The 11,174-nt window shown below is 74.3% G+C and carries 10 protein-coding genes and 1 pseudogene; 4 read left to right on the plus strand and 7 right to left on the minus strand.

The annotated features are described in order from the left end of the window. Nucleotides 1-317: pseudogene (locus AE652_RS23740) on the minus strand (two-component sensor histidine kinase); the annotation flags it as partial. A 17-nt stretch (nucleotides 318-334) separates the two neighbouring features. Further along, nucleotides 335-1,039: a response regulator transcription factor gene (locus AE652_RS23745; protein ID WP_074005033.1), complete on the minus strand. Its 705-nt coding sequence runs from the start codon at nucleotides 1,037-1,039 to the stop codon at nucleotides 335-337. 134 nt (nucleotides 1,040-1,173) lie between these two features. Here AE652_RS23745 and AE652_RS47455 point away from each other — a divergent pair, with 134 nt between their 5' ends. Then, a complete protein-coding gene (locus AE652_RS47455; protein ID WP_063780240.1) occupies nucleotides 1,174-1,737 on the plus strand; it encodes a hypothetical protein in 564 nt (187 codons plus the stop codon). Between the two features lie 48 nt (nucleotides 1,738-1,785). On the opposite strand, the gene AE652_RS23755 is transcribed toward AE652_RS47455, so the two are convergent. Next, nucleotides 1,786-2,391 (minus strand): VOC family protein, encoded by a 606-nt coding sequence (locus tag AE652_RS23755; protein WP_049654773.1) that lies wholly within the window; start codon nucleotides 2,389-2,391, stop codon nucleotides 1,786-1,788. Between the two features lie 273 nt (nucleotides 2,392-2,664). Here AE652_RS23755 and AE652_RS23760 point away from each other — a divergent pair, with 273 nt between their 5' ends. Next, a complete protein-coding gene (locus tag AE652_RS23760; protein WP_181970601.1) occupies nucleotides 2,665-3,147 on the plus strand; it encodes an Lrp/AsnC family transcriptional regulator in 483 nt (160 codons plus the stop codon). 152 nt (nucleotides 3,148-3,299) lie between these two features. Next, entirely contained in the window at nucleotides 3,300-4,070 is a 771-nt protein-coding gene (locus AE652_RS23765) for a helix-turn-helix domain-containing protein (RefSeq protein ID WP_049654774.1), read from the plus strand. 73 nt (nucleotides 4,071-4,143) lie between these two features. Here the strand turns inward: AE652_RS23765 and AE652_RS23770 are convergent, their stop codons facing one another. From AE652_RS23770 to AE652_RS23780, 3 genes are all read right to left on the minus strand, one after another. Continuing rightward, a complete protein-coding gene (locus tag AE652_RS23770) occupies nucleotides 4,144-4,950 on the minus strand; it encodes a S16 family serine protease (RefSeq protein ID WP_049654776.1) in 807 nt (268 codons plus the stop codon). 38 nt (nucleotides 4,951-4,988) lie between these two features. Continuing rightward, a complete protein-coding gene (locus AE652_RS23775) occupies nucleotides 4,989-5,639 on the minus strand; it encodes an IclR family transcriptional regulator (protein WP_049654777.1) in 651 nt (216 codons plus the stop codon). Nucleotides 5,640-6,006: 367 nt separating this feature from the next. Continuing rightward, a complete protein-coding gene (locus tag AE652_RS23780; protein WP_049654780.1) occupies nucleotides 6,007-7,839 on the minus strand; it encodes a DEAD/DEAH box helicase in 1,833 nt (610 codons plus the stop codon). A 312-nt stretch (nucleotides 7,840-8,151) separates the two neighbouring features. Between AE652_RS23780 and AE652_RS23785 the strand changes: the two genes are divergently transcribed. Next, nucleotides 8,152-8,577 (plus strand): SsgA family sporulation/cell division regulator, encoded by a 426-nt coding sequence (locus AE652_RS23785; protein ID WP_049654781.1) that lies wholly within the window; start codon nucleotides 8,152-8,154, stop codon nucleotides 8,575-8,577. 145 nt (nucleotides 8,578-8,722) lie between these two features. Here the strand turns inward: AE652_RS23785 and AE652_RS23790 are convergent. Continuing rightward, nucleotides 8,723-11,174 (minus strand): rhomboid family intramembrane serine protease (locus AE652_RS23790; protein ID WP_159028538.1); only part of this gene is annotated, 2,452 nt, incomplete at its 5' end.

Here is an 11,174-nt window from a genome sequence, read left to right on the forward strand (position 1 = left end):
ACCGTCCCGGGGCCGCCCCCGCCCGTCCCCACGGTCGCCGCCTCGGCGCCGCCCGCTCCGGCGGGCTGCCCGGCCGCCGGAAGGTGCACCGCCATCCGCCCCTGCCCGCCGGCGTCCGTACTGGCCAGGGCCCGGTTGACCGCGTCCTCGTCGGTGGTGATGGCCAGGGCGGGCCCGAGCGCCGCGGCCTGCCGTTCGGCGGCGGTGAAGGCCCGGTCCCGCGCGGTCTGTTGGACCATCAGCCCGAGCGGGATCAGGAAGGCCAGCGCGACCATGGTGGTCCCGGCCACCGCGGCCTTGATCAGGGCCCAGCGCAGCGAGCGCCCGAACCGCCTCATGTCCGGTGCTCCGGCAGTCCTCCGGCGGCCTCCAGTCGGACCCCGACGCCCCGGACGGTGTGCAGGTAGCGGGGGTTGGAGGCGGTCTCGCCGAGCTTGCGGCGCAGCCAGGAGAGGTGGACGTCGATGGTCTGGTCGCCGCCGTAGGTCTGCTGCCAGACCTCGGCGAGGATCTCCTTGCGCGGCACCACCACGCCGGGCCGGGCGGCCAGGAAGGCCAGCAGGTCGAACTCACGGCGGGTCAGGTCGAGCGGCCGTCCGTCCAGCGCGGCCTCCCGCCGCTGGAGGTCGATGGCCAGTCCGCCGACCCGCAGCACCTGGGCGACGGGGGCCGCGCCGCTGCCGAAGCGGCGCAGCACGGCGGTCATCCGGGCGCTGAGGTGCTCCCCGGAGAAAGGTTTCACCAGGTAGTCGTCGGCGCCGTCGTTGAGCAGCCGGATGATCTCGGCCTCGTCGTCCCGGGCGGTGGAGATGATCACCGGCACGTTGGTCAGGCCCCGGATCATCTTGAGCGCCTCGCTGCCGTCCAGGTCCGGCAGGCCGAGGTCGAGGATCACCAGGTCACAGCCGACCTGGGCGACCTCCCGCAGCGCCTCCAGAGCCGTGCCCACACTGCGGACCGCGTGACCGGTGTCGGTCAGGTGCCGGATGAGGGCGGATCGTACGAAGGGGTCGTCCTCGACCACGAGCACTGTTGCCATGGGCCTGCACGGTACGCCATCGCCGGTCAGTGGTCTGTACCTCGGGGGTGGGTCCGGACATTGTGCAACTGCCCTGCTGAATACCGGGGGTGCCGGTCTCCATCCGTATGGAAATACGGCAGGATGTGCGGACGATGCGGAACGGACTGGTACAGCTCGGCGCCTGGGCGGCGGCCACCGGGGCGGCGGTGGCGCTGTCCTGGCTCGGCGTGCACGCGGTGCTGACCGGCGCCGCGTTCGAACGGCCCACGGCGCTGCCGCTGCCCTCCCCGAAGGCCGACGGCACGCTGCACTCCGCGCCCGCCACCGCGGACCAGCCGCGCTCCGCCGCACAGTCCACGACCCCTTCCCCGGCGGCCTCCCCGACCACCGGCACCACCAACGCCGCCACCGCCGCCACCGCCCCGCACGGCCCGGCCCCCGCCACCACCGCCGCGCCGCCCACCCGCCGGCCCGTCCCCACCGCCACCACGACGTCCACGGTGAAGAGCTACCCGATCCCGGGCGGCAAGGTCGCGCTGGACCTGAAGCCGGACCGGGCCACCCTGGTCTCCGCCACCCCGGACCCGGGCTGGCAGATGCAGGTGTGGACCGACGGCCAGTGGCTGCGGGTCGACTTCACCCGGGGCGACGAGGCCAACTCCGTCTTCGCCTCCTGGAACGGCCACCCGCCGATCGTGGAGACGGCGATCCGCTGAGGCGCTTCCGGCGGTCCGTCAGGAACCGGTCCGCCGCACGACGCCCCGTCAGAGGCCGTCGCACGGCACGTACCCCGGCAGGTACGGCCCCACGTACCCCGCCCGGTCCACCAGCGTGTGCCTGGTCCCGCCCGGCACCCCGATGGTGGCCAGCACCACCGCGCCGTAGTCGTCCCGGGCCTCGTACGGCTCGGCCAGCGACAGCGCACCCCGGTCCACCGCGTAGTCGTAGGCGTAGTAGACGTCCGGCACGCTCACCGCGAGGTCCAGCACCCCGTCCCCGTACCGGTCCAGGTACGCGGTCAGCTCCCGGCCGCGCGGGCCGCCGGTCCGCACCCGGGACGCGGTCCGGGAGGCGGTCCGCACCGGGGCGGCGGGCCCCGGCGGGGCGGCCGGCACCGGGGAGGTGAGCACGATCCGCGTGCCCGGCGCCGCGAGCACGTACGAGAGCAGCTCCGGCTCGCCGGTCTCCGGCCCGGCGTACGCGGTACATCGCAGCCCGAGCGCGGCGCAGTAGCGGCGGGCCGCCCGCTCGGCGTCGGCGACCGCGAAGACCACCGCGTCGGCGCGGCCCATCGGCAGCGGCCCCGCCTCCGCCGGGTCCGGTGGGAGGTCTGCCCCGAACAGGGCGGGTTCGGCGGCGGTGTCGGTCATGACTGCCCTCCCGGTAGGCGTACGGACCATCGTGGCCGCCCCCGGCACCGGGGGTGGGGCCCTGCGCACGGGGGTGTGGCTGGAGGGTGTCGCCGGGCCGACCCGCGCGCAACTGTTCCGTTTCCTCCTGGTCAAGCTGTGCCCCGGAGCGGGAGAATCGGCCGCGCCGCTGTACAGAATGCCCACCACAGGACGGTGCCGCGAATGCCCCCCGCCCACTCGCCGAGCTCCCCCGGCTCCCCCAACTCCACTGCCCCTCAAGGGAATTCCATCGTGGGCAGTACGAACGACACGATCGACCCGCTGGACGGCCGGCTGATCCGGCTGCTCGCCGAGGAGCCCCGGATCGGGGTGCTGGAGTGCTCGCGCCGGCTGCAGGTCGCCCGGGGCACCGTCCAGGCCCGGCTGGACCGGCTCCAGGCCAAGGGCGTGATCGGCGGCTTCGGCCCGGAGGTGGACCCGGCGGCGATCGGCTACCCGGTGACGGCCTTCGCCACCCTGGAGATCTCCCAGGGGCAGGGCGCGGACGTGCGGGCGCACCTGGCGAGCGTGCCGGAGGTGCTGGAGCTGCACACCATCACCGGGATCGGGGACATGCTGGTGCGGATCGTGGCCCGGTCCAACGCCGATCTGCAGCGGGTGATCGACCGGGTGCTGGGCTTCGACGGGATCGTCCGCTCGTCCACCGCGATCGTGCTGGAGAACCCGGTGCCGTACCGGATCCTGCCGCTGGTGGACCAGGCCGCCGCCGAGTAGGAGGGTCCGCGCCACGCCACGCGCCGATTCGGCATAGGCAGGAGGCGTCGGGGGCCGCAAGATTTATGTATGAACGTTCTACAAATCCTGGCGCCGCTCTCCGGCCCGCTGATACCCGTGGCGGCCGCGCCCTCCCCCTGGTCGGCCCCCGCATGACGAACGCCGTCGCGGCCGACGGTACCGCCCCCACCCTCATCGCCTCCGCCCAGCGCGCCCTGCGCCTGCTGGCGGCGGCCGCCCGCTACCCCAAGGGCGCCACCGCCAAGCAGCTCGCCCGGGACACCGACCTCGCCCTGGGCACCGCCTACCACCTGCTGCGCACCCTGGTGCACGACCACTACCTGGAGCGCCACAGCGGCCGCTACCTGACCGGCCCCGCCGTCACCGGGCTGGTCCGGGACGACGGCCCGGCCACCGACCGGGCCCGGCTCAGGGCCCTGCTGGGCCTGCTCGCCGACGAGCTGTCCGCCGCCGTCTACTTCACCTGGTACCGGCACGGCGAGGTGGAGCTGATCGAGGCCGCCGAGGCCCCCGGCGCGCCGCTGATCGACCGGCACAGCTGGCGGGTCGGCGCCCACGCCCACGCGGCCGGGAAGACCCTGCTCGCCCTGATGACCGCCGAGGAGCGCCGGGCCCACCTGGCCCGCTACCCGATGGTGCCGTTCACCCCGTACACCCTGCGGGACCCGGCCTGCCTGCCGCTGCTGCCCCGCCAGGGCCCGCGGCGGGCCGTCCCGATCACCCAGTTCCAGGAGTACGCGCTCGGCTCGGCGGGTGCGGCGGTGCCGATCGTCGCGGGCAACGGCATCGGCGCGATCTCGGTCTCCCTGCCGATGGCCCAGGCCCACCGGCTGGCCGGGATCGCCGCCGAGCTGCGCACCCGGCTCGGCGAGGACTTCGCCGCGGTCGCCTTCGGAATCTGACCGCGCGGGCCGGGCCGACCCCGTGCGGGGGGACGCCCGGCCGGTCGGAGGCCCGCACGAGGCCGGCCGGGGGTCAGCAGGACGGGACGCTGCCGCCGCTCTTCAGCGCCTCCAGGGCGGAGACCGCCTCGCCGAGGGTGCCGACCGGCACCAGCCGCAGCGACTTCGGGGTGTTCACCTTGGCGTCCGAGCACTCGTCCTTGGGCAGCAGGAACACCGTCGCGCCGTCCCGGGCGGCCGCCTGCGTCTTCAGGGGGACGCCGCCGACCAGGCCGACGGTGCCGTCCGCCTCGATGGTGCCGGTGCCGGCCACGGTGAGCCCGCCGGTGAGGTCGCCGCCCTTGCCGTCGCCGGCCAGCTTGTCGACGATGCCCAGCGCCAGCATCTGGCCGGCGCTCGGGCCGCCGACCGCGCCCAGGTCGACCTTGACCTTCACCTGGTCCGGCGACAGGCGGAGGTAGTTCAGCGCGGCCGCGGTGGCGGCGTCCTGGGACTCGGCCATCTGCGCGGCGGTCGCCTCGTCGGCCTTCACCGGGTTGCTCTCCGGGTAGACCGTCTCGGTCGGGCGCACGGCCTCCTTCGGGTCGAACCAGGCCTGCATCGAGCGCCAGAAGGTGTTCTTCTGCCCCGGGTTGGTCGCCGTGATGGTGACCATCCGCAGCTCGCCCTCGGTGGTGCGCAGCGGCGCGCCCGTGATCGTGAGGACCGGCTTGTCCTCGTACGAGCCCAGGGTGTCCGCGGTCAGGCCCGGCCAGGTGATCGTGTACGGCAGCGGGACGAAGGCGGCCACCCCGAACAGCGCGGCGACCAGCACCCCGCACAGCGTGAGCGCGCGGGTCCGCGGGGAGGTGAGGGCCTTGGAAAGCTTGGTGTCGGACACAAGGGGAATCCAAACACACCCGACACCGGGTGCGGGCGCTACCTCAGGGCGTCGGCCACCTCGGTCGCCGCCTCCACCACCCGGGGGCCGACCCGCTCGGGCACCATGCCGTTCAGCATCACCACGCCGACGCTGCCCTCGATGCCGCTCAGTCCGACCAGCGCGGCGGCGGCCCCGCTCGCCCCGGACTGCTCCTCCGCCCGGGTGATGACGAAGCCCTGCTCGGGCCGGCGCTGGCTGGGGAAGGTGCGCGCCTCCAGGATCGCCCGGCCGGCCGCGCTCTCGGTGAGCGGGTGGCGCAGGCCGGTCCGGTAGGCGACGTGGAAGTCGGTCCAGCTGGGCTCGACCACGGCGACGGCCAGCGCCTCGTTGCCGTCCACCAGGGTCAGGTGGGCGGTGGCGCCGAGGTCCTCGGCGAGGCTGCGCAGGGCCGGCAGCGCGGCCTCGCGCAGCAGCGGGTGCACCCGGTGCGCGAGGCGCAGCACGCCGAGGCCGACCCGGGCGCGCCCGCCGATGTCCCGGCGGACCAGGCCGTGCTGCTCCAGGGTGGCCAGCAGCCGGTAGACCACGGTCCGGTTGACGGCCAGCCGGGCGGCCAGCTCGGTCACGGTGAGCCCGCGCTCGGAGTCGGCGAGGAGCTTGAGGACCCGGACGCCGCGGTCCAGGGTCTGGGAGGTCTCGGCTGTCACGACGGGCAATCCTTTCCGCGGCGCTCGCGGGGCGGGCGGCGCCGTTCCAAGGTCGGTGTCGCGCGCAGGTGGGGGTGGCCGCGCTCGGGCCGTACGGCGTCGTCGTTGACGCGCACGGCCCTGCGACGCCGTCCCGCGGGGGTTGCCCGACGGAAGAGCGTGGGGGAAAGGTAGTGAAGGAAATGACGCGACGGAAGTGGTTGTCCAAAATTCGGGCGTGATCAACTCCAACAGCGCCTCGAATTCGGGACGAACCCCCGCGATTCGCCGGGTGCGTCGGGCTCCGGACGCGCCCCCGGTCCGATGACCGGACGCGCCGCCCTTCGAAGCCCCTCCGCCGACAGGCCCCGCCGGGCCGCCGCCCGGACTAGTTGGCCCACTCCCGGATCTTCACGATCCGCGCCTTGAGCTGGTTGGCGGTGGCCTGCGCGGTGAGCGGCCCGCCGCACTGGCGGCGCAGCTCGTTGTGGATGGTGCCGTGCGGCTGGTTGGTGCGGTGGTGCCAGGCGGCCACCAGCGCGTTCAGCTCCTTGCGCAGCTCCCGCAGCTCCTGGTGGGTGACCACCGGCCGCTGCTCGGCCGGCAGCTCCAGCAGGTCGGCCTCCTCGGCGGGCTTGGTCTTGCTGCGCTGGATCTGCCGGTGCTGGCGCTTCTGGAGCAGCATCTGCACCTGGTCCGGCTCCAGCAGGCCCGGGATGCCGAGGTAGTCCTCCTCCTCCTCGCTCCCCGGGTGGGCCTGCATGCCGAACTCCATGGCGTTGTACAGGACCCGGTCGAAGACCGCCTCGGAGCCCAGCGCCTCGTAGGAGAACTCGTCGCCGCCCGCGCCGTCCGGCCCGTCGTTGGCCCGCTCGGCCTCGGCGAGCAGCCGGTCCTCCTCGTCGAAGAGGCCGTCGCCCTCCTTCTTCGGCCGGTCCAGCACGTGATCGCGCTGGAGCTCCATCTCGTTGGCGAAGCCCAGCAGCATCGGGATGGTCGGCAGGAACACCGAGGCCGTCTCGCCGCGCTTGCGGGCGCGCACGAAGCGGCCGACGGCCTGGGCGAAGAACAGCGGGGTGGAGATCGAGGTGGCGTAGACCCCGACGCACAGCCGCGGCACGTCGACGCCCTCGGACACCATGCGGACGGCGACCATCCAGCGCGAGGTCCCCTCCGCGTAGTCGGAGATCCGCTTGGAGGCCTCGGTCTCGTCGGAGAGGACCAGGGTGACCTTCTCGCCGCTGATCTCGCGCAGCATCTTGGCGTAGGCGCGGGCCACGTTCTGGTCGGTGGCGATGACCAGTCCACCGGCGTCCGGGATCGCCTTGCGGACCTCGGTGAGGCGCCGGTCGGCGGCCTGGAGGACGGAGGGGATCCACTCGCCCTGCGGGGACAGCGCGGTGCGCCAGGCCTGGGCGATCAGGTCCTTGGTCATCGGCTCGCCGAGCCGGGCCTCCAGCTCGTCGCCGGACTTGGTGCGCCAGCGCATGTTGCCGCTGTAGCTGAGGAAGATCACCGGGCGGACGACGTGGTCGGCGAGCGCGTGCCCGTAGCCGTAGGTGTAGTCGGCGATGGACTTGCGGATGCCGTCGCCGCCCGCGTCGTAGGCCACGAACGGGATCGGGTTGGTGTCGGAGCGGAACGGCGTACCGGTCAGCGCCAGCCGGCGGGTGGCCGGTTCGAAGGCCTCGAAGCAGGCCTCGCCCCAGGACTTGGAGTCACCGGCGTGGTGGATCTCGTCCATGATCACGAGGGTCTTGCGGGCCTCGGTCCGGTTGCGGTGCAGCATCGGGTTGACCCCGACGCCCGCGTAGGTGACCACGATGCCGTGGTAGTCCCGGGAGAGCGGCCCGGAGGAGTACGCCGGGTCCAGCCGGATGCCTATCCGCGCGGCGGCCTCGGCCCACTGCTTCTTCAGGTGCTCGGTCGGTGCGACGACCGTCACCTGCTGCACCAGGTGGTTGTGCAGCAGGTACGAGGCCAGGGTGAGCGCGAAGGTGGTCTTGCCTGCGCCCGGGGTGGCGACCGCGAGGAAGTCGCGCGGCTGGGTCTCGATGTACTTGTCCAGCGCGCCCTGCTGCCAGGCCCGCAGCTTGCCGGCGGTGCCCCAGGGGGCGCGGCCGGGGAAGGCCGGGGAGAGGTGGTGCGAACCGGCGGGCGCGGCGTGGCCGACGGATCGGACGGGCGCCTGCGGCTCCGGTACGTCGGAGAACAGCGGCATCGAGGAGGCGGCGGCAGTACTCACGGTCTCCGAGGGGGATCATCGCAGGTCAGAGGCGGTTTTGCGGCCTCACCCCGCGGTCGGGCGGCAATCGGACAACCCGCCCAGCGTACCGGGTCCGGCGCCGTTCGGGCCTCCAGGCGGCGCTCCGCGCCGGGCCCGCGCGGCCGGAAATCGATGTGACCCGGATCACAACGATTGCCTCGTGGAACCCGGTAAGCACCACCGGTCCCGGGACTCTCACCAGGGTGAGGCCGCAGCAACCCTCACTGCTGTCACGCAGCCTCGCACCGAACCGAAGGGACCCCGCCCGTGCGCACCGTCGAAGAGACCGTCCAGGCCCGCCTGATCCTCTCCTCCCACCGCTCCGTCCGGCTGCGGGTGGGGCTCTCCTACCTGCCGGAGGACCCGCTGGCCGTCCGGATGGCCTTCCCCGCCGAGTTCTCGCTGGACGACCCGGCCGAGCGCCGGGGCTCCGAGGACATCGTCTGGGTCTTCGCGCGCCAGCTGCTCTCGGCCGGTCTGGAGCTGCCGTCCGGCGCCGGGGACGTCCACGTCCGGCCCGCGGTCGGCCGGCGCACCATGGTCGAGCTGCGGGCGCCCGAGGGCACCGCGCTGCTCCAGTTCGACGCCGCCGACCTGCGCCGCTTCCTGTGGCGCAGCCGGCTGGTCGTCCCGGAGGGCGAGGAGCACCTGCACCTGGACGCCGACCGCGCGCTCGCCCAGCTGCTCGGCTGACGGGGGCGCCGGCCCGCGGGAGCGCCCCCGTGCTTCCGGGCCGTGACGCGCCCGCCCGCGTGGTGAACCGTCCGTCCGCGTCCGTCGCGCGGCGACCCGGGTCCGGGGCCCGGGAAGCCCGTACGGTCGCGCCCCCAGGGGCGGGTCAGCCCGAGAGCTTGCGCATCAGCCGGACGCCCTGGGCCGCCGTCAGGTGCGGCAGGTACGCCTTGCCGATCGCCCTGGTGATGCCGGGCAGCGCGGCCGGGTCGGGGTACGCCATGTACATCGGCCGGTACTCCGGCTGGAACTTCGCCTTGAACGCCAGCAGCGAGCGGAAGCCGTACACCGGCTCCAGCACCTTGCCCATCCAGTCCAGCATCCGCTGCAGGCCGGTGGGCTCCTCGTCCTGCCCGGTCCGGGCCAGCGGCGCGCCCGACAGCGACAGGAAGCGCGCGCCCTCCTCCTTGAAGCCGAGCGCCGCCGAGGCGATCAGGAACTCGCTGACGCCGCGGAAGCCGTCCGAGCGCCGGCGCATGAAGTCCAGCGTCCAGCCGACCGGCACGCCGTTCTCGTACACCGGCATCCAGCTGGTCAGCCCGTGCACCACCCGCTGCTCGTCCACCGCGATCAGCACCCGCACGTCCGGGTCGTCCAGCTCCTCCAGCCCGCCGAGCGTGAAGCCCATCTCCGGCAGGCCCTTCTCGGAGACCCACTCCTCGGAGATCGCCCGGATCTGCTCCCGCAGCGCCAGCGGCGCCTCGTGGTACGCCCACCACTCCGCGGAGATGCCCTGCTTGCCGGCCTTGTTGAGGGCGGTGCGGATGTCCTGCCACTTGCGGCCGGTGAAGGCCAGCTCGGGCAGCGGCACCACGGTGTCCTCGGCGACCTGCACCGAGCGCCAGCCGAGCTGCGCGGTGGCGGCCCTGGTCTCGCCGCAGACGCTGTAGAAGCACGGCGTCCAGCCGCGCGCGTCGCAGTACCGGGCGAAGCCGGCCACCGCCCGGGCCCGGTCCTCCGGCGCGCCGAACGGGTCGCCGGTGGTCAGCGCGACGGTGCCCACCACCCGGTAGGCGACGGCCGCCCGGCCGCCCTCGTCGAACCAGTAGTGGTTGCCGTCCCAGGTGGCGATGAAGGAGAGCGTCCCGCCGCCGTGCTCGGCCAGCAGCGCCCGCGCGCGGGCGGCCGCCGCCGCGTCGGTGTGCAGCACCGGCCGGCGGAAGACCGACAGCAGCACGGCCAGCGCGACCGCCCAGAACGCCAGCCCGCAGTACGTCTCCAGGAAGCGCGCCACCGGCCCGACCGCGATCGGGTAGTCCGGCAGCAGGTCGTTGTACGCGGGCGGCAGGAACTGGGCCGGCAGCCCGGCCACCAGCCGGCGGGCGGACGCCCCCGGCTCGAACTCCCCGGCCACCAGCCGCCCGACCCCCACGTAGGTGGCCGCGGAGGCGAGCGCCGCGCCGCCGAGCACCAGGGCCAGCCGGCGCACCGAGCGGCCGGACAGCCGCAGCAGGAACCGCTTGCGGGTGGCCACCAGCAGCGCGGTGGTCAGCAGCGGCAGCAGCAGCGCCTCGACGAAGTACTGCACCACGTCCCGGCTGACCGGCCCGGCGTCCAGGTAGAGCCAGCACAGCAGCGCCGCCCAGAGCAGCTCGGTGGCCACGGTGACCAGCCAGGCGAACCGCAGGCCCCGGCGCAGCCCCTCGGCGAGCACCAGCAGCAGTGCCGGGATCAGCGCGGCCATCATCCGGCCCGGGGTGTCGAAGATCCGGACGACGGCGTGCGCCCGGGCGCAGTCGTGCGCCGACTGCGCGCAGAAGTCGGCCACCTCGTCCGGGCTGAGCCGGTGCGAGAAGTACAGCTCGGAGAAGGTGTTGAACGGCCCGCTGGCGTTGTCGGACAGCGAGGCCAGCAGCGGCCCGAAGGCGGCCGCGACCAGGCAGAGCGCCACCAGCACCCGGGTCTCCGAGTGCGAGGAGCGGTGCGTGCGCAGGTGCGGGCGGCCCCGGCTGACCAGCGCGCCCAGGCCGAGCCCGGCCAGCGCGGCGGCGCACCGCTGGACGCTCTGCAGGTGGCCCACGTACAGCGTCATCACCAGCGGGACGAGCAGCACCAGCAGGTGCAGCCGGCGGCGCCAGAGCACGGTGAGCCGGTACCCGAGGACCCCGGCCAGCGCGAACACGCCGACGCCGGGGCCGACCGAGATCTGGTCGGCCACCGAGGCGGTCCACTGCTCCCCCGCCGAGGAGCCGAACGCGACCAGCCCGGTGCCCAGCAGGGTGCCGACGACCTGCCCGCCGACCAGCACCGCGAGGGTGCGCAGCCGCCCGAGCCGGTGCTCGGCGGCCGGGCCGACCAGGAGCAGCAGCAGGCTGGTGAACACGTACGAGCCGCGGCCCGAGCACCAGAACATCGAGGTGACCGGCGTCCACCAGTGGCCCTCGGCCAGCGTGGACAGGCCGATGCCGGCCCGCTCCAGCAGCCGGTCCGACGGGCCGTGGCCCAGGCTGCGGGTGGCCGCGCCGAGCAGCCAGAGCCCGGCCAGCAGGGCCAGCGTCAGCGGCGCCGAGCGCAGCCTGGCCCCGAGCACCCCGGCCGCCCGCCGGACCTTCTGCGGG

It is taken from the genome of Kitasatospora sp. MY 5-36 (assembly GCF_001182915.1).
Taxonomy (GTDB): domain Bacteria; phylum Actinomycetota; class Actinomycetes; order Streptomycetales; family Streptomycetaceae; genus Kitasatospora.

Excerpts from the sequence above, each read along its gene's own strand:
- AE652_RS23755 (WP_049654773.1), bottom strand. The coding sequence starts at position 2,391 with ATGACCGACACCGCCGCCGAACCCGCCCTGTTCGGGGCAGACCTCCCA.
- AE652_RS23745 (WP_074005033.1), bottom strand. The coding sequence starts at position 1,039 with ATGGCAACAGTGCTCGTGGTCGAGGACGACCCCTTCGTACGATCCGCC.
- AE652_RS47455 (WP_063780240.1), top strand. The coding sequence starts at position 1,174 with ATGCGGAACGGACTGGTACAGCTCGGCGCCTGGGCGGCGGCCACCGGG.
- AE652_RS23765 (WP_049654774.1), top strand. The coding sequence starts at position 3,300 with ATGACGAACGCCGTCGCGGCCGACGGTACCGCCCCCACCCTCATCGCC.
- AE652_RS23780 (WP_049654780.1), bottom strand. The coding sequence starts at position 7,839 with ATGCCGCTGTTCTCCGACGTACCGGAGCCGCAGGCGCCCGTCCGATCC.